The organism is Stenotrophomonas sp. 21LCFQ19 (genome assembly GCF_056861425.1).
In genome coordinates, this window is sequence record NZ_JBSPUF010000003.1 from 65809 (window position 1) to 90592 (window position 24784).

General features: G+C 66.0%; 24 protein-coding genes. 1 reads left to right on the plus strand and 23 read right to left on the minus strand.

The window, feature by feature from the left end:
• Window positions 1-3: 3 nt before the first annotated feature.
• The 21 genes from AC13FW_RS04405 to AC13FW_RS04505 form a co-directional block, all read right to left on the minus strand.
• Window positions 4-3345, minus strand: a complete 3342-nt coding sequence (locus tag AC13FW_RS04405; protein ID WP_482988320.1) for an ankyrin repeat domain-containing protein — start codon at window positions 3343-3345, stop codon at window positions 4-6.
• On the minus strand, window positions 3338-3613 hold the full coding sequence (locus tag AC13FW_RS04410; RefSeq protein WP_296248351.1) for a YcgL domain-containing protein: 276 nt from the start codon (window positions 3611-3613) through the stop codon (window positions 3338-3340). The genes AC13FW_RS04405 and AC13FW_RS04410 overlap by 8 nt, the downstream gene beginning before the upstream one ends.
• Window positions 3614-4065: 452 nt before the next feature.
• A complete protein-coding gene (locus AC13FW_RS04415; protein WP_482988321.1) occupies window positions 4066-4503 on the minus strand; it encodes an excinuclease ATPase subunit in 438 nt (145 codons plus the stop codon).
• Window positions 4504-4535: 32 nt separating this feature from the next.
• Window positions 4536-5777: a beta-ketoacyl-ACP synthase gene (locus tag AC13FW_RS04420; protein ID WP_482988322.1), complete on the minus strand. Its 1242-nt coding sequence runs from the start codon at window positions 5775-5777 to the stop codon at window positions 4536-4538.
• Window positions 5777-6508, minus strand: coding sequence for a 3-ketoacyl-ACP reductase FabG2 (locus AC13FW_RS04425; protein WP_482988323.1), 732 nt, complete (start codon window positions 6506-6508; stop codon window positions 5777-5779). The genes AC13FW_RS04420 and AC13FW_RS04425 overlap by 1 nt, the downstream gene beginning before the upstream one ends.
• On the minus strand, window positions 6505-6960 hold the full coding sequence (locus AC13FW_RS04430; RefSeq protein WP_482988324.1) for a hotdog family protein: 456 nt from the start codon (window positions 6958-6960) through the stop codon (window positions 6505-6507). Before AC13FW_RS04430 ends, AC13FW_RS04425 begins: the two co-directional genes overlap by 4 nt.
• On the minus strand, window positions 6953-8143 hold the full coding sequence (locus AC13FW_RS04435) for a beta-ketoacyl-[acyl-carrier-protein] synthase family protein (RefSeq protein WP_482988325.1): 1191 nt from the start codon (window positions 8141-8143) through the stop codon (window positions 6953-6955). The genes AC13FW_RS04430 and AC13FW_RS04435 overlap by 8 nt, the downstream gene beginning before the upstream one ends.
• Window positions 8140-8688, minus strand: a complete 549-nt coding sequence (locus AC13FW_RS04440) for a DUF3261 domain-containing protein (protein ID WP_482988326.1) — start codon at window positions 8686-8688, stop codon at window positions 8140-8142. Before AC13FW_RS04440 ends, AC13FW_RS04435 begins: the two co-directional genes overlap by 4 nt.
• Complete coding sequence (locus tag AC13FW_RS04445) at window positions 8676-9917, minus strand: NAD(P)/FAD-dependent oxidoreductase (RefSeq protein ID WP_482988327.1); 1242 nt, start codon at window positions 9915-9917, stop codon at window positions 8676-8678. Before AC13FW_RS04445 ends, AC13FW_RS04440 begins: the two co-directional genes overlap by 13 nt.
• 36 nt (window positions 9918-9953) lie before the next feature.
• Window positions 9954-12320, minus strand: a complete 2367-nt coding sequence (locus tag AC13FW_RS04450; protein ID WP_482988328.1) for an MMPL family transporter — start codon at window positions 12318-12320, stop codon at window positions 9954-9956.
• Complete coding sequence (locus AC13FW_RS04455) at window positions 12298-12930, minus strand: outer membrane lipoprotein carrier protein LolA (protein ID WP_296248332.1); 633 nt, start codon at window positions 12928-12930, stop codon at window positions 12298-12300. Before AC13FW_RS04455 ends, AC13FW_RS04450 begins: the two co-directional genes overlap by 23 nt.
• Complete coding sequence (locus AC13FW_RS04460; RefSeq protein WP_282269299.1) at window positions 12927-13349, minus strand: acyl-CoA thioesterase; 423 nt, start codon at window positions 13347-13349, stop codon at window positions 12927-12929. Before AC13FW_RS04460 ends, AC13FW_RS04455 begins: the two co-directional genes overlap by 4 nt.
• Window positions 13336-14886, minus strand: coding sequence for an HAL/PAL/TAL family ammonia-lyase (locus AC13FW_RS04465; RefSeq protein ID WP_482988329.1), 1551 nt, complete (start codon window positions 14884-14886; stop codon window positions 13336-13338). The genes AC13FW_RS04460 and AC13FW_RS04465 overlap by 14 nt, the downstream gene beginning before the upstream one ends.
• Complete coding sequence (locus tag AC13FW_RS04470) at window positions 14876-15814, minus strand: LpxL/LpxP family acyltransferase (protein ID WP_482988330.1); 939 nt, start codon at window positions 15812-15814, stop codon at window positions 14876-14878. Before AC13FW_RS04470 ends, AC13FW_RS04465 begins: the two co-directional genes overlap by 11 nt.
• Window positions 15814-16581 (minus strand): glycosyltransferase family 2 protein, encoded by a 768-nt coding sequence (locus AC13FW_RS04475; RefSeq protein ID WP_282271717.1) that lies wholly within the window; start codon window positions 16579-16581, stop codon window positions 15814-15816. Before AC13FW_RS04475 ends, AC13FW_RS04470 begins: the two co-directional genes overlap by 1 nt.
• Window positions 16574-18256, minus strand: coding sequence for an ApeI family dehydratase (locus tag AC13FW_RS04480; RefSeq protein ID WP_482988331.1), 1683 nt, complete (start codon window positions 18254-18256; stop codon window positions 16574-16576). Before AC13FW_RS04480 ends, AC13FW_RS04475 begins: the two co-directional genes overlap by 8 nt.
• Window positions 18249-18800: a COG4648 family protein gene (locus tag AC13FW_RS04485; RefSeq protein ID WP_282271715.1), complete on the minus strand. Its 552-nt coding sequence runs from the start codon at window positions 18798-18800 to the stop codon at window positions 18249-18251. The genes AC13FW_RS04480 and AC13FW_RS04485 overlap by 8 nt, the downstream gene beginning before the upstream one ends.
• A gap of 21 nt (window positions 18801-18821) precedes the next feature.
• Entirely contained in the window at window positions 18822-19079 is a 258-nt protein-coding gene (locus tag AC13FW_RS04490; protein WP_282271713.1) for an acyl carrier protein, read from the minus strand.
• Between the two features lie 17 nt (window positions 19080-19096).
• Entirely contained in the window at window positions 19097-19354 is a 258-nt protein-coding gene (locus tag AC13FW_RS04495) for a phosphopantetheine-binding protein (protein WP_282271712.1), read from the minus strand.
• On the minus strand, window positions 19341-20141 hold the full coding sequence (locus AC13FW_RS04500) for a lysophospholipid acyltransferase family protein (RefSeq protein WP_482988332.1): 801 nt from the start codon (window positions 20139-20141) through the stop codon (window positions 19341-19343). The genes AC13FW_RS04495 and AC13FW_RS04500 overlap by 14 nt, the downstream gene beginning before the upstream one ends.
• Window positions 20134-20868 carry a beta-ketoacyl synthase chain length factor gene (locus AC13FW_RS04505; protein ID WP_482988333.1) on the minus strand — a complete coding sequence of 245 codons (735 nt, stop codon included), beginning with the start codon at window positions 20866-20868 and terminating at the stop codon, window positions 20134-20136. Before AC13FW_RS04505 ends, AC13FW_RS04500 begins: the two co-directional genes overlap by 8 nt.
• A gap of 128 nt (window positions 20869-20996) precedes the next feature.
• Between AC13FW_RS04505 and AC13FW_RS04510 the strand changes: the two genes are divergently transcribed.
• Window positions 20997-22055, plus strand: coding sequence for a chorismate transformation FkbO/Hyg5 family protein (locus tag AC13FW_RS04510; protein WP_296248314.1), 1059 nt, complete (start codon window positions 20997-20999; stop codon window positions 22053-22055).
• 55 nt (window positions 22056-22110) lie between these two features.
• Here the strand turns inward: AC13FW_RS04510 and cydB are convergent, their stop codons facing one another.
• Both cydB and AC13FW_RS04520 read right to left on the minus strand, forming a co-directional pair.
• Window positions 22111-23124, minus strand: a complete 1014-nt coding sequence (gene cydB / locus AC13FW_RS04515) for a cytochrome d ubiquinol oxidase subunit II (protein WP_296248312.1) — start codon at window positions 23122-23124, stop codon at window positions 22111-22113.
• Between the two features lies 1 nt (window position 23125).
• Window positions 23126-24520, minus strand: coding sequence for a cytochrome ubiquinol oxidase subunit I (locus AC13FW_RS04520; protein WP_296248309.1), 1395 nt, complete (start codon window positions 24518-24520; stop codon window positions 23126-23128).
• Between the last annotated feature and the right edge of the window lie 264 nt (window positions 24521-24784).

The window sequence follows — 24784 nt, forward strand, 5'->3', positions numbered from 1 at the left end:
CAATCAGTTGTGATCGCGCAGGAAGCGGGCCATCGACGAGACGCCCGGTACCGCCGGCTCGAATTCGCCGGCAACGTCGATGAAGCCACGCATGATGGCGATGTCGCGCGGGCTACGGTTGATCGCATCGCGCATGTCCGGATCAGCCCCTGCACGCAGCAGGCGTTGCACCAGTTGTGGCAGGCCGTGCAGTGCCGCCAGGTGCAGCGGGCCGAAGCCACGCGGGTCGCGCACGTCCAGCGAAACCTCTTCGTCGAGCAGGCGGTCCACCGCGGCCAGCACCACGCTCTCGTCACAGGCGGTACCCGGTTCGGCACGTGCACCGAGCAGCAACAGCAACGGCGTCACCGTGCCGGCCGATGCCTGGTCCGGTTCGGCACCGGCCAGCAGCAAGGTATCCAGCAAGGCCAGCAGGCGGGTGCGGTCACGCGAGGTGAAGCCGTACAGCGCGGCGCAGTGCAGCGGTGCCAGCTGCTGGTCGTCACCGGCGTGCACGTCGGCACCGGCAGTGAGCAGGCGGGCGACGATGTCCGGCAAGCCCAGGGCAGCGGCCAGCATCAATACGGTGACGCCACCCGGCAGGCGGTGTTCAAGCTTGGCACCGGCATTGAGCAGTGCAGCCACGATCGTGGTCTGGCGCATGCTCACCGCCGCCGACAACGGCGTGGCACCGCTGGCAGCGGCGTGCTGCGGGTCGGCACTGCGCGACAGCAGCAGATCCACCACCGCCGCATGGCCGCCGCCGGCCGCACGCAGCAGGCCGGTGCAGCCCTGTGCGTCGACGGCATCGACGGCAAAACCGAGATTGAGCAGGCGGCGTACCGCGTCGGCATCGCCGGCCATCGCCGCCGAGGCGACGTCGGCATCGCGCAGCGCGCGCAATGGCAGCTGCCAGCCGCGCCAGTCCAGCAGGTCAGCCAGGTCGCGGCGACCGCTGGACAGCGCAACACCCAACGGCGTCTGCCCGTCAGCGGCCCGCGCATCCGGTGAAGCGCCCTGCAGCACCAGCTGCTTGAGCGCGGACTCACGTGCCAGGGCGGTGGCCAGGTGCAGTGCGGTCATGCCATGGCTGTCACGCGCCTCACGGTCGACGCCATTGAGCAGCAGGTACTGCTGCAGCTTCAGCCAGCCCAGGCGTACCGCCAGCGACAACGCCGGATCACCGGCCGGCGAAGCGGCGAACGGATCGGCGCCACGCTCCAGCAGTTCCAACGCGAATTGCTCGGTGCTGCGGGCGCCGTGGTCGTGCTGCGCGCAGGCGGCGAGGAAGCGGGTCAAGCCACCGCGACCGGCCGGCGACACGCCACGTTGCAGCAATACCTGCAGGGTCGGGATCGCATCGACGCCGCGCGACAGCAGCGCGAACATCGGTGTATCACCGCAGGCGTCGAGCATCTCCGGCGCGGCATCGTGCGCCAGCAGCCAATCGACCACGCGCGGCTGCAAGGCCAGCTCCGGATCGTGCAGCAGGCCGCCCAGTTCATCGGCCGCACACAGCCTGGCCAAGGGCGCCATACCATCGACGTTGCCGAATACCAGCGCTTCGCGCAGCAAGGCCAGCGGCGCGCGATCGTTGAGTACCGGCACCGCGTCACCATCGCCACCCTCGGCATTGCCGGCGGCCGCATCGCTGACTGCTGCCGGCAGCGGATAGCTCGGGTCGAGCAGCGAGACGATGCTCCAGCGACCTGCGGCGGCGGCGTGCTCGATGGCACGACGGCCATCACTGCCGACCACATCGGCGGCAATGCCCAGGTCCAGCAGGCGGCGGATCAGCGCCGCCGATACGTGTTCGGCGCGGCTGGCCAGCAGCAAGGCATTGCTGCCTTCGCCATCGACGGCATGCACGTCAGGCTTGTGCGCCAGCAGGCGCTCGAGCACCGCGGCATTGCCCTGCGCGGCGGCATCCAGCCACGGCGTGCGGCCTGCGGCATCACGCGGCTCGACATTGGCACCGGCATTGAGCAGGGTTTCGACGATATCGACGTGGCCAGCCAGGGCGGCCTCGTGCAGGGCGCTGCGGCGCTGACGGTCGCGCGCATCCAGCCGCGCCTTGTGCTTGAGCAGCAGCTGCACGCCAGCCGGGTCGTCGTCGTCGGTGGCCGCCGCCTGCACCAGCACCGGTACGCCATCGGCCGGTTCGACCTTGGCGCCGCGCTCCAGCAGGAACTTGCCCAGCCGCCAGTTGCCGGCCTGGCAGGCCACCGCCAGCGGGCTGTGGCCATCATTGTTGAGGGCATCGATCTCCGCCGCGGCATCGCGCAGCAGTGCTGCGACGCCCGGATCGGAACTGCGCGCGGCGTGGTGCAGCGGCGTATTGCCATCGGCATCGGGCGTGCGTGGATCGGCACCGTTGGCAAGCAGGGTCATCACCGCTTCCGGGCGACCGTGCCAGCTGTCGCGGGTGGCCGCCAGCAACGGCGTCATGCCTTTATGCGCCTGGTTGACGTCGACGCCACGGCTGATCAGCGCACGCAGCAGGCGCAGGTCCGGCAGCACTGCCGCCAGCACCGCCAGACTGCGCTGGTCGCGCGATTCGGCCGGGGCTGGCGCATGCGGATCGGCACCGGCATCCAACAGCTGCAGCGCGCGGTCAACGCGGCCGCCGCGGGCGGCGTCATACAGCCGCGGCACCAGCTCATGCTGGGCGATGTGCTCCAGCGGTGCCGGTTCGGCCAGCGCTTCGGCAAACAGGTCGACGGCGGGTTGTTGTGCCTCGCCAGCCTTGCCAGCGACGGCAACCGGCGCGCTGCGCATAGCCTGCAGCAGGTGATGCAGCAACGGCGCGGCGACCGCGGTGGCAATGGCCAAGGGCCAACGCAAGGCACCGCCGACCAGACCCGGCCAGGCCGCTGCGACGATCGCCGCGCACAACAGCAACACCACCGCTGCCGCGCCCAGACCATGCCATGAATCGAGATTCCGCCCGCTCAAGGCCTGCCATTGCGTGCGCAGCGAGCTGTCCTCGCGCTCCATCGCCTGCCATAGCGGCCAGGTGCGCCACAGCGCCAACAACGCCACGCTGACCGCGATGCTCAATGCCAACACCGCCGCCAGGCTGCCGCTGTCATGCAGCGCCGCCAACGGCCAGGACACCAATACTGCAACCACCGCTGCGCCGCCGGTCCAAAGCCCCAGCAGGCCTGGCAGTTCACGTTTGAGTACGGCCAGCGACGGCGTCACCGTGCGGGTACGCCGCCACCATGACACCGCCAGGGCGAAGGCGGGCTGGGCCAGCACGCCACACACAGCCGCGGCCACGCCACCGAACGCCGTGGCCAGGGTCAGCAACACCCCCAGGCCCAGCGCGGCGGCAACTACGCGGCTGCGCAATGCTTCAGTCATCGCGACCGTCGATGCGGGCGATCTTCACCGGGGCCAACGGCAACGGCGGGGCCTGCAGGTGGAAACCACGCTCGGCCAGGTTGGCGCGCACCAGCGCGGCGTCGGCCTGGGCCAGGCGACGTTCGGGCGTCAGCGCCACCTCCAGCACGAAGGTGTAAGGCGCCAAGGTGTTGCCCAGCACCGCCGGGATCACTTCGAAATCATCACGCTTGGCGAGGTACACGTAGGTGTCCTGCTTGCGTTGGCTTTTGTAGACGTAAGCTTGCATGCCAGCGGGCTTTGCCCTGCATTGAGAGTCAGCGATTGTGTCGGAAATCTGGCGCTGTTGAAAGGCGCGCAGCCAACGACCTCGGTCGTTCTCCGCCTTTTATACGTTCATCGACATCAAGATTCTGTTGAGAGCACCCTGTATCTGCAGATTGCCAGATCCGCTGGCGACAGATTGCCGGCGCTGCAGCGGCGTGCTGAATGCGGGATCGAAGCGCCACCGGCGCGACGGGCACGGGGCATCACCGACAACGCCTGCCGCGACCTGGCGACAGGCGCTGCCCGTCAAAGATTCCCCGTGATGACAGCGGCGTACGCATGCAGTGAGCCACTGCTGCGGGTCTGCACAGCTGCAATCCACAGTCCGGGAGGATCGGGCAAAGCAAGCACACTGGATATGGGCAACCCTGTGCACCTGGCGGCGACGGTGGGCCGTCACCGCCCTGGAAACCCTCAGGGCACCTTGGCGTAGGTGCCCTTCAATGCGACACCCGCCAGGATGGCGCCGGCATAGCACTCATAGTTGGTGGCGCTGCGGAATTCGTTGCTCTTGTAGAAGCTGACGATATCAACCACGGCATTGGCACCACGCGCCTTTGCGCCATCCTGCAATGCCAGCAGCGTCGACAACGCAACCCAGCGGCAGGCTTTCTCGTCACTCTTGTTGGCGGCGTTGGTCTTGCGGTTGCTCACATCCTGGCCCAGCCGCTCAAGCACCGTCACCGGTTGGCCCGCCAGGTAGAAGCGCACGCTGCCATCGATGCCGACGTCACGTGCTTCCTGTGAGCTGAGCAGATCTGCCAGGGACTGCTCCACGCGGGTGTCGCGTGCAAAAACGCTGCTGGAAAACGCCAGCAACGTGGCGGTGACGACAAGGCTGAAACGACGCATATCTCTTTCCTTTGAGTGTGGTGGTAACCAGGTCAAGCCTGCCAACGGCGGAAGATCAACGAGGTGTTGATGCCGCCAAATGCGAAGTTGTTGCTCATTACATACTCGGCCTGCAGCAGGCGCCCTTCACCGGCGATGTAGTCCAGCTCGCCGCAGCGCGGGTCGATCTCGCTCAGGTTCAAGGTCGGCGCGAACCAGCCTTCGCGCATCATTTCCATGGTCAACCAGGCTTCGAACGCGCCGCAGGCACCGAGCATGTGGCCGACATAGCTCTTCAGCGAGCTGATCGGCAGCGTGTTGCCGAACACCTGTGCGGTGGCCTGGGTTTCGGCGATATCACCGTGATCGGTGGCGGTGCCGTGGGCATTGACGTAGCCGATCTGCGCCGCGTCCAGGCCGGCATCCTGCAGCGCCAGGCGCATCGCCTGGGCCATGGTGTCCGCGCTGGGCTGGGTGACGTGCTGGCCATCGCTGTTGGTACCGTAGCCCACCACCTCGGCCAGGATGCTGGCACCACGAGCCTGTGCGTGCTCCAGCTCCTCCAGCACCAGGGTGCAGGCCCCCTCACCCAGCACCAGGCCATCGCGGTGCGCATCGAACGGACTGGGCGTGGTCTTCGGCGCATCGTTGCGCACACTGGTGGCGAACAAGGTATCGAACACCGCTGCCGCGGTCGCATCCAACTGCTCGGAGCCACCGCCCAGCATCACCGTCTGCTTGCCCGAACGGATTGCCTCATAGGCCGAACCGACGCCCTGGCTGCCCGAGGTGCAGGCACTGGAAGTGGTGTAGACGCGGCCGCACAACCCGAAGAACACGCCGATATTGACCGGTGCGGTGTGGCTCATCATCTTCAGGTAGGTCGTTGCACTGATGCCTTCGGTAGTCAGCTCATGCAGCATGCGCCCGAACTCACCGGTCGCATCGTGGCAACCGGACGAGGAACCGTAGGCAACGCCGGCCATTCCGCTGCGCAGCACCGGGTGGCCAAGCAAGCCAGCCTGCTCCAGCGCCATCTCGGTGGCACGCACCGCCATCACCGCAACCCGCCCCATCGAACGGGTGGTCTTGCGGTTGTAGTTGGACGGCAGCTCGAACGGCTGTGCCGGTGCGGCCAGCTTGGTGTTGAGCCCGGCATAGATATCCCACTGTGGCATTGGCTGCACCGCGTTGCGGTAGGAGCCCAGATGCGCACGGATGCTGGGCCAGTCGTGGCCCAACGGACTCAGTGCGGCCGCACCGGTAACGACGACACGACGATCCTGGTAGGCCATCAGACCATTCCTCCGTTGACCGAAATCACCTGCCGGGTGATGTATGCAGCCGGCTCGGACAGTAGAAACGCAACCGTGGCCGCCACTTCATCCGGCTTGCCGACACGACCGGCAGGAATCAACTTCAATGCGTGCTCGACCACCTCTTCGTTGAGCATCTCGGTCTCAATCAGGCCGGGCGCGACGCAGTTGACGGTGATGCCGCGGCTGGCCAGTTCCAGTGCCAATGCCTTGGTGGCACCAATGATGCCGGCCTTGGATGCGCTGTAATTGACCTGCCCGCGATTGCCGACCACGCCCGACACGGACGACAAGGTGACAATCCGGCCCGGCTTGCGCCGCCGCACCATCGGCATGATCAGCGGATGCAACACGTTGTAGAAGCCGTCCAGATTGGTGTGGATCACCTGGTCCCAATCGTCCTCGCTCAGCGCCGGGAAGGCGCCATCACGCGCAATACCGGCATTGCAGACCACGCCGTAGTACGCACCGTGCTGCTGCACGTCAGCTTCCAATGCCGCACGCGCCGCAGCGCGGTCGGCAACATCGAACGCCAGCACGCGCGCCTGCCCGCCCGCCGCCTGGATCTGCGCGACAACCGCCTGCGCCTCCTCGACACGACTGCGGCAATGCACCACCACGGCAAAGCCATCGCGCGCGATACGCAGCGCGACCGCCCGCCCGATACCACGACTGGCCCCGGTGACCAGTACGCTCAGATCCTCTGTCATGCCTCTCCACTCTCCAGATACGCCATCGCATCGGCCGGTTCAAACACCGACACATTGGCGACGGCCCATTGCTCATCGCCTGCCTGCACGCTGCAGGCAAACATCCCCAGCCCATTGTCCGCCAGCAGCTCGCAGCGCGCATCAATGCGCAGGCGGGTACCGCTGGGAAAGACATCGCGCGTGCTGGTGTAACGCCGGCTGCCCAACAGGAAACCAATATTCGGTTCCCGCCCGGCGCGGCGCGCGCGGCAGCCCGCCCAGGCCGCGATAGCCTGCGCCATGTACTCGATGCCGACCCAGGCCGGCACCCCACCGTCCTCGACGAACAGGCCTTCGTAGGGCACGACCAGCTCGGCCTGGATGGTTTCGTCGTCCCAGCGCAGCACACGGTCCAACAGGCACATGCCGTCGCGGTGCGGCACCACGTCCTCGATGGCGTAACACTCAGCCATGTGCGGCTTTCTCCATGGCAAGCACGGCATTGCTGCCGCCAAACGCGAACGAGCTGCTCAGCAGCCGCTGTGGCGGCGTCGCTGCGCGCGTGCCGGGAGCCACCAGGGCCAGCGCCGGCAGCGCCCCATCGGCTTCACCATCCCACCAATGCGGCGGCAGCTGCTGGCCAGGGTTTTCGGCCAGGGTGATCCAGCACAACGCGGCTTCAATCACGCCCGACGCCCCAAGCGTATGCCCGGTAAGCGGCTTGGTGGAGCTGCACGGCACGTCCAGGCCGAAGGTATCGGCCACCGCCACGCTTTCCATCGCATCGTTGTGCTGGGTCGCGGTGCCATGCAGGTTGATGTAATCGACCGAATCCGCTTCCCAGCCGGCACGCTGCAAGGCCTGGCGCATTGCCAGCGCCGCGCCCTGCCCGCTTGGGTCCGGTGCTGACATATGGTGCGCGTCGGAGGTTTCACCCCAGCCCGACAGCTGCACCGGCCCCGGCTCGCGGGTCATCAGGAACACGCCCGCACCTTCACCGATATTGATGCCGCAGCGATTGCGCGAGAGCGGATTGCAGCGCGCCGCCGACACCGACTCCAATGCGCTGAAGCCGGCAACGGTGAACCGGCACAGGGAATCCGCGCCGCCGGCAATCACCGCATCCACGACGCCACTGCGCAGCAAGCGCGCTGCCGACATCAAGGCCTTGGCACTGGACGAGCACGCCGTGGACAGTACCCAAGCCGGGCCCTCGATGCCCAGGTAGCTGCGCACGAAGCGCGCCGCCGTGCCCATCTCCTGCTGTGCGTAATCAAACTGCGGCGGCCACTCACCACTGGTGTTGTAGCTGGCCAGCGCTTCCTCGGATTCACCAATGCCCGAGGTGCTGGTCCCCATCACCACCGCCACGCGCTCACTGCCGTAACGGGCAATCGCCGCGCGCGCGGCCGGCTCGATCTGCTGCAGGGCAGCCAACAGCAGCGCATTGTTGCGCCCATGCAGCGCCACCGGCAGGTCCTGTAACGATGGCAGCACTGACTGCACCGCGCCCACCACCAGCGAACGCCCGGGAATCACCGTGTCGCTCAGCGCCGAGCCAGCCAGCTGCGGCTGGAACAAGGCCTTGGCGATGTGTGCCCGATCCGCGCCCAAGGCACAGATCACGCCCAGCTCGTTCAAATACACCGCACTCATGGTTGCTGCACCTGCATGTCTATCGAATGGATCTGCAACGAATAGCCTTCCGCACGATTTTCCAGCAGCAGCGTGCCATCGGCACTGCGCTGCAACTCCAGCCAGGTCGTGTCGCCCTGGCGCAGTTGTCGGCGCACGCCGTCGTCGAGCACCGACCAGCCACTGGGCAATGCCGCGGCAATCGCCGCGGTAGGCCACAGCGCGAACTGCAGGTCATCCAGCACCCGCTCGGCACGCACCTGCGGCGGCAGCCATGGCGCGCGCTCCTGCTGCAGGTGTTCGCCGTCCCAGCGCAGTCGCACGCCGGTGCGGCCCATCGCCTGCACGGCAAGCTGAAGCTGCTGCGCGTCAGCCTCCAACAGCGCATCGAGCTCACGCTCGTGGCTGCCGAAACGGAACTGCAGCTGCTGCTGCAGCGCCACCGGCGCCGGCAGGCTGGCTGGCGACAAGCGCAGCGTTGGCAGCTCAACCAGTGGCTTGGGCATGCGGCCCGCGCACGCGACCAGCAACAAGCAGGCGACAAGACTGGTGATCAGGCGCCGCACAGTTCCTCCAGCACGCGCATGCGTCGCCCACTCTCATCGGCCACGTAGGGATTCTTGGTATCCCAGGCATAGCCGGCCAGAATCGAACAGATCATGGCGCGGATCTCGGGCTGCTGATCGGGGTGGTAGATGATCTTCTGGAAGCCGCCCTGATACCAGGCTTCGACGAAGCGACGGAAGGTCTTGACGCCGGCACGCAGCGGCACCGAGAACTCAGCTTCCCAGTCCACGCTTTCACCGGCATAGCGGCGCGCAAGACATTCACTGGCCAGCTGCGCCGACTTGAAGGCGATGGTGACGCCGGAAGAAAACACCGGATCGAGGAATTCGCCGGCATTGCCCAACAAAGCATATCCCGGACCATGCAGCGAACTGACATTGGCCGAGTAGCCGGTGATGCGTCGTACCGGCAGCACCGCCCACTCGGCATTGACCAGCAGCCGGCTCAGGTTGGGGTCTTCGCCGACAATGGCCTGCAGTTTCTGCAGGTCTTCGCCCTCGTAGCGCTCGAAGAACGAGGGCTCGGCCACCACGCCCAGCGAGCAGCAGCCGTTGGAGAACGGAATCGTCCAGTACCAGACGTCGATATGCTCGGGATGGGTGGTGATCAGGATCTTGTTGCGATCAAAGTCCGCATCCACCGGAATGTGATCACGCACGTGGCAGAAGATCGCACCGCGCACCGGGAAGTTGGACGGCGACTCCAGCTGCAGCAGTCGCGGCAGCAAGCGTGCAAAACCCGAGGCATCCAGAATGAAGTCGGCCTCGATGCGGTACTCGCTGCCATCCGGGCGGCGCACCGTCACCGCTGGCTGCTCGCCCGGCTCAACCGCCAGCACTTCATCGCCGAACCGAAGAGTGGTGCCCATGCGCTCGGCGCCCCGCGCCAGCACATTGTCGAAGTCGGCGCGCTGTACCTGGTAAGTAGTGCCCCAACCCGGCGAGAACTTGTTGCGGAAGTCGAACGCAGTACGCGCCTCGCCATGCACGAAGGCCGCACCGTTCTTGTACTGGAAGCCAGCTTCCACCACGTCCTGCAGCAGTCCCGCCGCCTCGATGTATTCCATGCTTTGCGGCAGCAGGCTCTCGCCGATGGAGAAGCGCGGGAACTGCTGGCGCTCGATCATCAACACCTGGCGGCCCTGCTTGCGCAGCATCGCCGCAGCGACCGAACCGGCCGGGCCGGCGCCGATGATCAGGATTTCAGTACGTTCCACGTTGGGTGCCATCGATGCGTCCTTGAGAGTCCAGTTACACGTTGAAGATCAATCTTCCGCAGCAGCATGCGGCGGCGGCCGGAACAACGGCGAGATCAGCCAGACCAGGCCGATGCCGAACAACAGGGTCAAGCCGAATGCGCGCAAGGCAGGCGTCGCCGACAAACCGAGCAGGCCGAATGACAACCAGGTGCTGGCCGCGCCCACACAGACCGCCAGCCATGCACTGGCATCGCCGCGGTGCTCGACCAGGAAAATGCCATAGTCGATGCCCATGCCCAGCAGCAACATCAGTGCGAGCATGTTGAACAACTGCAGCGGCTGTCCGAACAGGCCCAGCAGCCCCAGCGTCAGCACGCCCGCCAGCAGGGTCGGCGCGAATACCCGCCACGCATTGCGCTTGTAGCGCAGCAGCAACGCGCCGAATACCAGCGCGATGCCGACCAGCAACATGCCGCCCATCAACTTGCGGTAATGGCCAAGCAAGCATGAGAAGTCGGCAGTGCGGTCCACCCAGCGCACGCCGTCCAGACCCTTGGCGGCATCACCCAAGGTGGTCAGCGCATCGGCACGCGACAGGTCATCCACCATCACCACGCTGGCCACCTGTTCACCCAGTTGGCCCACCCACAAGTGACGGAACGGCTGCGATGCCGGCGATGCCAGGAAGGCTTCGGCGGTCAACGGCCCCGATGCGAACGTGGGGCGCGCCAACTGCTCGCCGACCGCCTCCGAGACCATTGCCAGCACCTGCGGTTCGGCAGCACCGGTCAGCGCCGCGTCCGCCTGCTGACGTGCCGGCGACGGCAGCCAATCGCTGATCGCACGGTAGCCGCCGATTTTTCCGGCATCAGCCAATGCCCGCAGCCTTGCAGTCAGCGCTTCCTCACGCTGCAGCAGCTGCGCCGTGTCGGCTCCCTGCACCAGGTAGAACTGGGCCGGGCTTGGCATGCCCAGCAACTGACTGAGGCGGATCTGCTCGGCCATCAGCTGTGGCGGCGAGGACTGCAGGCTGCGCAGGTCATCGTCGGTCTGCAGACGTGCAATGCCAATGCCCGACAGCAGTACCACCGCAATCGTCACCAGCAGGATCTGTCGACCGCTGTGCAGGCGCGGCCAGCGTTCCAGCGTATTGCCCAGCCACTGCGAGAAACGGGTGGGCGCGATCTGGCCGCCGTCCAGGTACGGGAACCAGAAGATCACCGTGGCGAACGCTGCAGCCAGCCCAACCACCGAGAACACCGCCATCTGCCGCAGGCCAGGGAACGGCGCCAGGCCCAACGCGACATACGCCAGTGCGCTGGTCAGCAAGGCCAGGCACAGGCCGGGCAGCAGATGCCGCAGCAGTCTCCAACGGCGTTCGGCCGGCTCGGCCTGGCGCGAGGCGAACCAGTGGATGCCGTAATCCTCGGCCACGCCCACCAGCGATGCACCGAACACCAGGGTCAGTACATGCACCTTGCCGAACACCAGCACGGTGACCGCCAAAGCCACGCCGCAGCCAATCAGCAGGGAAGCAGCGACCAGCAGGATCGGCCGCAACGAGCGGAACGCCAGCCACACCAGCAGCAACACCGCGGCCAGCGATCCCCAGCCAATGGTGTTGATCTCGCGGTTGGCCTGCGACGCCGCGGCCTCGGCATGCAAGGGCACGCCGGCATGCAGGATTTCCATATCCGGCGCCACGCCGCGTGCGGCGCTGCCGGCACGCGTCAGCAATGCATCAAGGTGGCGTTCGCCATCCAACTGAAACGCCGAATCACGGGTTTCAAACTGCAGCACTGCCCAATGCCGACCTTCGGCTTCGAGCAGGCCATCTTCGCCCAGTTGCAGGCCGGAGCCGCGCGCCTGCTGCTGCCACCATTGTGGCCACAGCGACAGCGGGTCCTGCCGCCATTCGGTCAGGCGCGGCGCGCCCATCGGCCCGTACAGACTGGCCAATGCCTGCTCGCCCAGCAACGCAGGATCGGCCTGCTGCAGTTGCTCGCGCTGCTCGGCAGTGAGCAGCCGGTCGCGCCAAGGCGCGTAGAAATCGCGCGCCTGCTCGAACCAGCCCTCAATCGAGCCGCTGGGCTGCAGCAGGCCACTGTCGGCGTCATTGGCCATGCTGCCGGCGAATGCGTCCTGTGCGCGCTTGGTCGCTTCACTATCGGCGCTGCCAAGCAACACCACCACCTGCCGCGCACTGCCATCGGCGATGCGGCGGGTGACATCGGACAGCAGCCTGTCGTGCGCATCCTGCGGCAGCAACGCCAGGATGTCGGTATCAATGCGCGACTGCGCGCTCCACAGCTGCCATTGCTGCACGCCAAGACCGATCAGCAACAGCAGCCAGGCCAGGCCCAGCCAATGCCACCAACGCCGCAGGCGCTCCGATGCTGCCACGTGCGGCTCAGTCAAAACGGCGCGCCTCATCGGCACTGAGCGTGGCCGGAGCTTCGGCCAAAGCGCTGAACTGGATCAGGGTGCGGTCCTGGTTGGCCTCGATGATCTCCACCTGGCGCACGTAGCGGTCACCCTGCAAGGACAGCGACTGGAAGGCCTTGGCCAACATCGTCGACTTCGGCGTCAACTGCAGCCGCCAGCCCTGGCCTTCGCGCTGTGCCTTGATGTTGAACTGGCTGGACAAGGCCTGCACGTCGCCACTCATCAACGCGAACATGATGGCGTTGACCGAGCGCATTGCTGGTTGCTGGCGCGCGTCCAGTTCCACCCGGTTGGTCCCATCACGCTGGCGGCTGAGGATGCGGTCGGCAGTGACCACGACTTCCGACGGGAACGGGCGCTGCGTGGTCCAGATCACGCCGTGCTGGCGCGCCACCACGAACTGCCCCTGCGAGCGCAGCGGATTCTTGAAGCCGCTGACCTGCTTGTCCTGGGTGAACTGGCCACGCAGTACATCCGGACGCGCCACCGACTGGGTGATCGCATCCACCGCCGCATCGGCGGCATGGCTGATCGGCGCAAGCACCAGCAGCAGTGCGCACAAGGCAACACGCGGATAGGCAAACAGACGTGTGATCATGGTGCCGGCACTCCCAGGCGCTCCCACAGTACCGGCGGGCTCTGGTACAGCATTTCCTTGCTGGCAGCGTCCACCGCCACCTGGATGGTGTGGGCGCGGGTCAGCAGCTGCCCATCAGCGGCAGCATGGATCTGATAGTCGATTTTCAAGCGGTTCTCCCACTCGCTGATCTGCGCACGCACCCGCAAGGCCTGCTGGTACAACAGCGGACGGATGTATTTGACCCGCGCATCCACCACCGGCCACAGATAGCCGGATTCCAGCATCTGCGGGTAGTCGTAGTCGTAGCGCTGCAACAGCGCACAGCGCGCGATCTCGAAATACTTGAAGTAATTGCCATGCCAGACCACATGCATTGGATCGCAATCATGGAAGGCCGGCGACAACTCGATCTCGGCTACAAGTTCAACGGTCGACATACAACTCCCAACGCTGCGCGCGGATATCCTCCAGCAGTTTCCGCAGTTCGCCATCCAGCGCGCGGTCTTCTTCGACCAGGGCGATGCGTTGCCCGAGGTCGCCGTACATGTCGGCCAGACTGCCATGCAGCTGCGCGTTCATGCCAACCCTTTCGCGCAGGGCCAGGCCTTGGCGGGCTGCGATCAGCATCGCCGCCACCACCTGTTCAGTCAGCTCGATCACGCGCAGGCAGTCGCGCGCGGCGATGGTGCCCATGCTGACCTTGTCCTGGTTGTGGCATTCGGTGGAACGCGAAAACACCGAGGCCGGCATGGTCTGCTTGAGCGCTTCGGCGGTCCAGGCCGAGACGCTGATCTGCAGCGCCTTCAGGCCGTGGTTGATGGCCGCACGCGGGCCGGTGGCGGCCGACAGATTGGCCGGCAGGCCGTGGTTGTAGCGTGCGTCTACCAGCAGCGCGAGCTGCCGGTCGAGCAGGTCGGCGAGATTGGCGACGGTGTTCTTCAGCGTGTCCATCGCCAGCGCGATGTGGCCGCCGTAGAAGTGGCCACCGTGCAGGATGCGCTCGCCTTCGGCATCGATCAGCGGATTGTCATTAGCGCTGTTCAGCTCGGTTTCGATCAGCTGGCGCAGGAATGGCAACGTGTCTTCCAGCACGCCGATCACGTGCGGTGCGCAACGCAGCGAGTAGCGATCCTGCAGGCGCTCGGCATTGCGCGGCGGGCGTTCGCTGTGCAGGTCCTCGCGCAGGCGTGCGGCGATGCGCATCTGCCCCGGATGCGGCTTGGCGGCGAACAGGGTTTCATCGAAGTGATGCGCGTTGCCGTCGCTCGCCAGCACATTGAACGCGGTCAGGCGCGTGGCCAGGCGTGACAGGTAATCGGCGCGCTGCCAGGCCAGGCAGGCCAGGCCGGTCATCACCGCGGTGCCGTTCATGATCGCCAGTCCTTCCTTGGGGCGCAGCCGCAACGGCGTCATGCCGATATCCGCCAATGCGTCCGCCGCGTTCTGCACGCGCCCCTGGTAAAACACGTCGCGCTCGCCACACAGCACCGCAGCCACATACGACAGCGGGGTCAGGTCACCACTGGCACCGACCGAGCCCTCGGCAGGAATCATCGGCAGCACGTCGTGCTGCAGCAGGCTGGTCAGCCCCTCCAGCAGCGGCAGGCTGACACCGGACATGCCACGCACCAGCGAGGCAAGCCGCGCAGCCAACACCGCACGCGTCTCCAGCGGATCAAGATAACGGCCCAGGCCGCAGCCGTGATAGGTGTACAGATGGTGCGGCAATTCAGCGACCAAGGCGGGCGGAATATTGACCGTGCACGAATCGCCGTAACCGGTGGTCACGCCATAGACGACACCGTCCTCACGCAGCAGGCGATCAAGAAAATCTGCGCCCTGCTGGATGCGAACACGGAAACCGGCCTCGTCACTGAGCAGCGCGGCGCGCCTGCGCAGCGCCAGTGCAACCACGTCTTCGATGGTCAACGGTGCGTCGCCGAAGCGGCACGCGGGAGCTTGCTTATTCTGCATGGGGGGCTTGGTCCCAGAAGGGGAAGAAGTTGAACCAGTCCATCGGCGACTGGATGAGTTGCCGCTCCAGCCAACAGGCAAATGCCTGCGCCTGGCCGGCCAGTGCCGCATCACGCGAGCCACGCGGCAACACGATGCGATCACTGAAATGTTCAAACACCACGCGGTAGCCCTGCCCCTGGTGCAGGCAGGCCATGGTGTAGACCGGGCAGCCCAGCGCGGCGGCCAGTGCATACGCGCCGATCGGGAACGGCGCGCGGTGGCCGAGGAAATCCGCCATCACCGTGCGCCCGCCCTGCACCGGCACGCGATCACCAACGATGGCGACAAAGCCGCCCTCGGCGACACGGCGGCTCAGTTCCAGCGCGGTGTCCGGGCCCATCGAAGTCACCTGCATCAACTCCACCTGCGCCAGCGGATCCAGCCGCTGCAGCAGGCGGTTGAAGCGCTGCGCGTGCGCGGTATGCACCAGCACCGTGATGCGGAAGCCCGGCACCTGCTCAGCCAATACCTGGCACAGCTCCAGGCAACCGATATGCGCCGTAAGCAGCAGGCCGCCTTCGCGGCGGGCGATCCTGTCCAGCATCAGGTCGCGCTGCAGCTCGATGCGCTCGGCCGGGTAACGACCGCCCAGGCCAAGCATCTTGTCCAGCAAGGTATCGGCGAAACAGAAAAAGTGGCGCAGGCTGTCGCGCCGGCGCGGCGTGCGTCCCAACGCGCCGGTATGCGCCTGCAGCCGCTGCAGGTACTGCAGCGACGCACGCCGCCCAACCCCATTGCCCAGCCAATGGCAGAGCACCACCGGCCATACGCAGAGACGGAACGGCCAACGCCCGAACCAACGATGCACCCAGCACAGGAACAGCACCCCGGCCACCGAGGTGGACTCGCCGATATCGGCCCAGTGCGGTGTGTCGTTGGCGGCCACTATCGCGCCCCCTGCAGCCGCCGCCAAAGCAGGCGCGGGCTGCGCCACACCATGCCGAAGAACAGCCGGGCATGCATGCGGCTGATGCGCAGGTTGTCGCGCCACACATCGAAGTGCGACACACCGTCGGAGGGATAGGTAACGCGGGTGGGCAGATGGAACACCGGCAGCTGCCGCCAGAACAGGCGCACCAGGATCTCGCTGTCGAAGTCCATGCGCCTGCCGATGGTTTCCTCGGCTGCAAGCCGCAACACCGGCGGCAGCGGATAGACGCGGAAGCCGCACATCGAATCGCGCAGGTGCAGCGACAAGGTATTGATCCACACCCACACATGGGTGAGGTAGCGCCCGTATAGACGCGCCTTGGGCACACTCTCGTCATAGACCGGCACGCCGCAGATCACCGCCTGCGGCTGCGCCTGCGACAGGGCCACGAAACGCGGCAGGTCGCCGGTGTCGTGCTGGCCATCCGCATCGATCTGCACCACGTGGCTGTAGCCCCGCCGCGCCGCCTCGGCGAAGCCGGCCAGCATTGCACCGCCCTTGCCCTGGTTCTGCTCCAGGCGCAGCAGATCAACGTCGGCCTGCTGCGCCAGCGCACGCAGCACCTGTGCGCAGGCCGGGTGCGAGCCGTCGTCCACCAGCAAGCACGGCAGGCCAGCGGCACGCACGCCGTCGACCACCGCGGCTATCGCCTGCTCATGGTCGTATACCGGAATCACCACCAGCGCCGCGAAGGCGCCTTCGGCCTGCGGTGCATCACGCATCGGCGAATACCACCTTGCCGCTGGCGTGCACGCCGTGCTCGGAGCTGTAGCGGAAGGCCAGCACGCCGCGTGCGGCGTCCCAGTCCAGCTGCAACGACAGCAGCTGTCCCGGCCGCGCCACATGCTGGAACTTGACCGCATCCATGCGCTCGAAGCGCGGCGGCATGTCGAACGCCTGTCGGCCATAGCGGATGGCCCAGTCCAACTGGGCAACCCCGGGCAGAATCCGCGCCTGCGGAAAGTGTCCTTCGAACACCCGCAATGAAGGATCCAACGCCAACTCGGCAACGGCAGTGCTGGGCGAACGCTCAAGCCAACGCGGCGACGGCATCAGCGGCTGGAACAGTGCGGCCAAGGCAGCATGAGTAACCTTGCCCTGTGCATTGAGCGGCAAGGCACTGAGCAGGCGCCAGCGGCGCGGGCGCGTCACTGCATCATGGCTGCGCGCCAATACCGCTGCCAGGTGCTGCTGGAATGCACGGCGGGCGGCATCATCGGCAGCAATCAGCGCTGCATCCGTCGGCACCACCACCGCAGCGAGTTGTTCGCGCGCACCTGGCAGTACCAGTACCCGCACATCCTCGACCAGCGGATCGGTGCGCAGCGCGCGCTCCAGTGCATCCAGCGATACCCGCCGTTCCTCGATCTTGACGATGCGGTCGGCGCGGCCCAGCAGACGGAAGCGGCCTTCGGCCAAGGCTTCGACGCGGTCCTGGGTCTGCCACCACGACGTCGTCGGCAGATGCGCCGAGGCCACCACCAGGCAGCCATCCTCGATGCGCCACTGCACGCCAGGCAGCGGCTGCCAGGTAGGCGCGGCGTCGTGCCAACGACGCCAGGCGACACCGCCGGTCTCGCTGCTGCCATAGACCTCGGTCGGCGCCACGCCCAACAACCGCCGCACCTGCGGCGCGGCATCGGCAGGCAACGGGCCACCGGAGGAGAACACCACGCGCAGACGCCCGTGCAGCGCAGCCCAATCCAATTGCTCGGGCAGCCGCTTCAGGTGCGCAGGCGTTGCCACCAGCACGCTGTCAGCAGCACCCAAGGCTTTGATCAGGTCTTCATGGAAGAAACGACGCGGCTGGATTTCGCGCCCCGCGGCCAGTGGCCACAGCACCCGGAACAACAGCCCGTAGATGTGTTGATGCGAGACCGTGCCATGAACCTGGGCGCCTTCCAGCTCGGCGCCAAAGGCGGCCTGCAAGGCGTCCACTTCGCGCGCCAGCTGATCCAGACGTTTGCTGATCGCGCTGGGCTCGCCGGTGCTGCCGGAGGTGAACACCACCAGCTCGCAGGCACGCTCATCCAGGGGTTCCAATGCAAGGTCAGTGGACGCAGCCACTGCGGCCAACGGCGCATGCGCCGGATCGATGTCACCGGCAAAGCCACTTACCCGCGACTGCAGTTCAGCGAGGCTGGCCGGCAGGTTGTCGGCGGCCAGAAACACGCGTTTGCCGGCATGCCAGGCACCAAACAAGGCTGCCGCGAACGGCAGCGCCTCGTCGAAGTACAGCGCCCAATCGCGGCCGGGCGCGGCGGCAAATGCCTGCTGCCACGCCATTACCTGCTGGCGGAATGCAGCGTGGGTAACCACCACGCCCTCGCACACGCCGACGCAACGCGCCGGCTGCGGCTGCAGCAGCAACCGGTCCAGGGCGATCCACTCAGACATGGGCGTGCGCGGCCTTCACTCGCCGCCGTACCAGCCACTCACCTGCAAACAGCACAGCCATCATCACGTACGCCAACAATCCGTTGTACAGCGCCCAGGTCCGGTCCGACGCCCAAAGCGCGGTTACCAGGGCCAGGCCCCCGTTGAGAACAAAAAAGCCACACCAGACCTGGGTCACCTTGCGGGTATAGGCCACCGCAAACGGTGGCAGGTCCGGTTCCTGCAGGCGCGCCAAACGCTCCACCACCGGCGGCCCAAACCGCAGGCTGGTGGCAAACACCACCAACATCACCACGTTGACCAGCAACGGGTAGAGCTTCAATGGCAGCGCCTGGTTGAGCAGCGTGGTCAGCAAGGCCAGTACGCCGGCACCTGCAGCGGCCGCCATCCACAGCGGCTGGCGACTGGTCAACGCCCGCAACACGGCCAGTGCAAACAACAGCACCGCCATCCAGCGGGGCTCGAAGCGCCCCATCGCCAGGTACACCAGCAACGGATAGGCGACCGTCAGCAGACCAAAGGCGAGCACGCGGAACCGCGTCATGCCAGGCCTCTGCCGATCCGGTCAGGCAGCGGCTTGATCGGGCAGCAGGCCATGCACGACGTCAACCACGTCCTGCACGGTGCGCACGGTCTTGAAGGCCTCAGGCTGCAGGTTGCGGCCCAGCAACGGCTTGAGCTGCACGATCAGATCGACCGCATCGATGCTGTCGATGTCCAGGTCTTCGTACAGGCGTGCCTCGGGCTTGATCCGCTCCGGCGCAATCTCAAAACTGTCGTTGAGAATGCGAACGATATGGTCGAACAATTCACTCTTGGTCATGGCAATTCCTGGCCCGGTTACGACTGACGGGCAGCGACAAACTCGCTGAGCGCGCGCACGCTGGAAAAATGGCGGCGGGTCTCTTCCGAGTCAGCCGACAGGCTGACCCCATACTTTTTCTGCAGCGCCAGACCGAGCTCCAGTGCATCAATGGAGTCCAGGCCCAGTCCTTCAACGAACAGCGGCGCGGCGGAATCGATGTCCTCCGGCGCGATGTCTTCCAGTGACAGCGATGAAATGATCAATTCCTTGATCTCGTGCTCAAGTGCCTGCACGGTTCGGATCTCCAGCAAGATCGAAATAATGGGTAAGGTGGTCGGTAAGGCGACGCGCGGCCAAAGCATCCCCCTTTGACGTGGGGGTATCGACCAGGAACGGGTGGATCTGAATATCTTCACCCACCTCGATCCGAACGTGGAAACGCCGCGGCGGCACACGATACCATTTCTGCCCCTTCCCAAGGGTTGCCGGGCTGCAGCGGATGTGCACCGGGGTGACATCCACCTCCCCCCTGACTGCGATGTTTGCCGCCCCGCGCTGCAGCCGCAATGGCTGGCCGGGCACGCTGCGTGTGCCCTCGGGGAAAATCACCAGGCTGCCGCCGGCCCGCACCGCCGCAATGCAGTCCTCCACCAGACCCGCACCGTCGTCATTGGATATGTAGCCAGCTGCGCGCACCGGCCCGCGCATGAATGGATTAATGGCCACGGCACGCTTGACCACGCAATCAGCGTTGGGCAGCAGCGACACCAGGAACACCACGTCGATCAGGGTCGGGTGGTTGGCCAACACCAGCAGACCCCGCCGCTGCAGCCGCTCACCGCCGACGATCTCGTAGGTCAGCACGCCGAACCGGCGCATCAGACCGATATGCCCGGCAAAGCTGAGCTGCACCAGGCGCCGGGCAATCCGACGGCGACGGTGCTCGTCGCGGATCAGCAGCAACGCCGGCATCACCAGGCCGCCAAGCAGTAAACCGCCAATGCCGAAAGCAGCAAAACTGAGCCCGGTGGCGAACACCCGCCAGGCGTGATTGAGCCGAGCAGTCACTGCCTCAGCCATGCCGCGTCCAGACCCAGTCCTGCCCATCAATGGTAGTGATCATGCTGGCATCTCCCGACAAAAGAAATTTATGTGCGGCCAAAGCGCGCGGCAATAGCGGCCGGACGGGCACCGCCTGGGCAGCCCGCCAGGCCAAGCCCAGCCTGGTACCGGGCTGATCTGCCCGGCGCAACCGCCAGCACCAGGCAAAGCCGGCATCGGGCTCATCCGCAAACCCCGCAAAAAGGGCTGGCAGCGGCGCCTCGTAAACAACCACCCGTACTTCCGGCGCACCATCGGCCAGCAGGCCATATGCCTCCACGCAGGCCGCCTCCACCGTTGCCGCCCCGCCCGCAAGCGCCAGATAGTTGCTGCGGCTGCCGCGCATGATCGAGTAGAGCGCCGCAACCGCGTTGTGCACGGACAGACCAAACGCGGTCGGCGACATCGGCTCCTGCCCCACCAGCGACTGCAGCAGCGCCAGCGAACGCGCCACATCGCCGTGGCGGGAGGCAAAGACCAGCGGGATGTCGGATTCATCTCCGTTCTGCTCGCACCAGCAAGCCGCCTGGATGGCCATGCGCCCGAGCCGCTCGATGCGCCGCCGCTGCATCGCCGGCACCTCCAGCAACGCCGGCGCAGCATCCCCCTGCGGCAGCCAGGGCCGCTCAGCCCAGGCCCGCCACTGCTCCGCCGTAGTCAGGTCCGGCGCCCACGCCGACCAACCGGCTACTGAAAATTCGATCATTGCCACCACTGCAATCCAACTACATGAAGCGTGAAGCCCAGCTTGACTGAGCGGCGCATTCCCCCGAATTACGCCGCGACACCTGCAAAAACGGCATCTGCTGGGACCGTGAAGCGTGGCAAGCTATCATGACGCCCGGCCATTGGCAGCAGATTCACGGTATGGGCAACAGCAACCTCTTCATGCAGCAGGCTACCGCTGCCCAGCCCGGCACTCCGCATTCAGTGTTTCGCGCCAGCTATCTGCCTGGACAGCAGGCCGCCGCAGCGCTGGCCGACCCGCGCACCCTGGCAGTGTTCGGGTTCAACCCCGAGCCGACATGTCACAACGCGCCGCATTGGCTGCAGGTGCCATTGGCGCTACATGGCGCCGACCGGATCGAAGTCTGGCAAGGCGATAGCGCCGTCGAACATGGCACTAGCGGTGCCGTGCAATGGTCACACAACGCCGAGCTGCTGTTCACGTCCATCGAAGTCACTGAAGCTGACGGCGATATCGAGGCCGCAACCGCCACGGCCTATGCCGCACTGAGCGAATTTCTGTCACACAGTGACTATCCATCATTGCTGCGTACCTGGAACTACCTCGACGCCATCACCGAAGGCGACGACGACAACGAGCGCTACCGCCGCTTCTGCCTGGGTCGCGTGCGCGGCCTGCAGGTGGTGGATCACGCCGCAATGCCTGCCGCCACCTGCATCGGCTGTTTTGACGGCCGCCGCCGGGTACAGGTGTACAGCCTGTCCGCCCGCCAGCCCGGCATGCCGCTGGAAAACCCGCGCCAGGTCAGCGCCTATGCCTATCCGCGCCAATACGGCCCGCAGTCGCCCAGCTTTGCCCGCGCCATGCTGCCGCCACTCACGACCGGCCTGCCGTTGCTGCAATCAGGTACCGCCGCCATCGTCGGCCACCGCTCACAGCACCATGGCTCGGTGGCAATGCAGCTGGACGAAACCCTGACCAATCTGCAGAGCCTGATTGATGGCGCACGACTGCAACGGCCGGCACTCGCCTCCCATCTGGGTGAGCAATCGCTGCTCAAGGTCTATGTGCGCAATCCGCAGGACGCTGCCGCGGTAAGCCTGCAACTGCAGCAGCGCGGCCTGACCGAATCCAGCTTCATCGTGCTGCACGGCGAAGTCTGCCGGGCCGAATTGCTGGTGGAAATCGAAGGCCTGCACGGCTGACAACAGCACCACCACACCCGGCCCGGCGCAGCGGCCGGGCCAGATCAACGCGGATTCAGTGATAGCCGGTTTCAGCCGTCACCTTGCCGCGGAACACCCGGTACGACCACACCGTATAGCCGAGGATCACCGGCAGCAGCAGCACCAGCCCGACCATGCTGAAGCCCAGCGACGACGCCGGCGCGGCAGCCTGCCACAAGGTCAAATGCGGCGGCAGCAGGTAGGGCCACATGCCCAGCACCAGGCCGACGAAGCCGAGCACGAACAGCGCCAGGGTCAGCAGGAACGGGGGCAGATCGCGTCGTGGGTGCATGGCGCTGCGCCACAGCGCCACCGCCACGGCGAGGGTCAGCAGCGGCACCGGCGACAGCCACCAGAAGTTGCCGTCGCTGAACCAGCGCTCCATCACCCGCGACTGCAGGAACGGCAGCCAGGTGCTGACCAGGCCCATGAACACGATCACCGCCACCATCAGCGGCCGCGTCAGCGAACGTGCCAGCGCCTGCTCACGGCCCTCGGTCTTGAGGATCAGCCAGGTGCTGCCGAGCAGCGCATAGCCGGTGACCACCGCGACGCCAGTCAGCATCGAGAACGGGCTGAACCAACCGAACGCGCCGCCGCTGTACTGCCCGTCCTGCATCGGCAGGCCCTGTACCAGCGCGCCCAGGATCACCCCCTGCGCGAACGCCGCCAGCAGCGAGCCCATCGCGAACGACACGCTCCACAGCGCGCGCGAGCGATGCGCCTTGAAGCGGAATTCGAAGGCCACGCCGCGGAATACCAGGCCCATCACCAGCAGCAGCACCGGCAGGTACAGGCCCGACAGCAGCACCGCATAGGCCTTGGGAAACGCCGCCATCAGCCCGGCACCGCCGAGCACCAGCCAGGTTTCGTTGCCGTCCCAGATCGGCGCGGCGGTATTCATCATCACGTCGAGCTGCTGCTCGTCCTCGGCGAACGGCGCAAGGATGCCGATGCCGAGCACGAAGCCATCCAGCACCACGTACATCAGCACGCCGAAGCCAATCACCGCGAACCATGCCACCGGCAGCCAGGTCGTCATCTCCATGTCAGCGCTCCTCCAGCGGTTCGTTGACGCCGGACAGCGGCCGCGCCGGGGTATGCATGCCGTCATCGCGCGGCGGCAGGTCATGTGGCTTGGGCCCGCTGCGCATGATCTTGACCAGGTACCAGATGCCCCAGCCGAACACGAACAGATAACCGATCACATAGATGGCAAGCGACAGCACCGTCATCCACGCGCTCTGCGCGCCCACCGCATCGGCCGTGCGCAGCACGCCATACACCACCCACGGTTGCCGCCCCATTTCGGTGACGAACCAACCGGCCACCAACGCGACGAAGCCGCTCGGCAGCATCCAGTTCCAGCCACGCAACAGCCACGTCGACTGCAGCAGGCGTCCACGCCACAACTGGAAGGCCGAAATCCACGCAACCAACAGCATCAACGAACCGATCCCGACCATGATGCGGAACGCATAGAACACCGGCACCACCGGCGGCCGCTCACTGGCCGGCACCGAGGTCAGCGGCGCGAAGGTACCGTCCGTGCTGTGGGTCAGGATCACGCTGCCGAGCTTGGGGATGGCGATCTCGTAATCGTTGCGCTCTTCCTTTTCATTCGGCACCGCGAACACCACCAGCGGCACGCCTTCGCCGGGCTTGCTTTCATGCCAGTGCGCTTCCATCGCCGCGATCTTCATCGGCTGGTGCTCCAGCGTATTCAAACCATGCATGTCACCGACGAAGATCTGCACCGGCACCGTCAACGCGGCGAATGCGACGGCTGCCACCAGCATCTTGCGGCCGGCTTCCACGTGCACGCCACGGCGCAGATACCAGGCGCCGACACCGCCGATGACAAAGCACGTGGTAATGAACGAACCCAGCGCCATGTGCGCCAGTCGGTAAGGGAAGGACGGGTTGAACACGATCTGCCACCAGTCCTGCGGATGCACGATGCCGTCGACCAGCGTGTAACCCGCCGGCGTATGCAGCCAGCTGTTGGAAGACAGGATCCAGAAGGTGGAAAACAGCGTGCCCAAGGCCACCATGCAGGTGGAGAAGAAGTGCAGGCGCGGCGAGACCTTTTCCCAGCCGAACAACATCACGCCGAGGAAACTCGCCTCGAGGAAGAACGCGGTCAGCACTTCGTAGGTAAGCAATGGCCCGATCACCGTGCCGGCCACTTCGCTCAATCGCGGCCAGTTGGTGCCGAACTGGAAGGCCATGACGATGCCGCTGACCACGCCCATGCCGAAGGACACGGCGAAGATCTTCTGCCAGAAGAAAAACAGCTCGCGCCAGACCGGATTGCGGGTGCGCAGCCAACGCCATTCGACGAAGGCCAACCAACTGGCCGTACCGATGGTGAAGGCCGGGAACAACACATGAAAACTCACCACGAATCCGAACTGGATCCGGGACAACAGCAGCGCTTCCACGGCCGCTTCTCCGCAACATTTTTAATTGGGGCGATTCTGGTCCGGTATTGGTTAAGAACGGATGTGACCGGTTGTCGCAGTGCGTCAAAACGTCGCACAGCGATAGCCCCCTCCCTTTTGTCGAAGACAAAGGGGAGGGTTGGGGAGGGGTGCGCTTTTGGCCGCGCTTTTGGCCGCCCCTGTAGTGGGGGGGGGGGGGGGGGGGGGGGGGGGGGGGGGGGGGAGACTCGCACGCGGGAGGCGCCCGAGACGCCAGGCGCCACC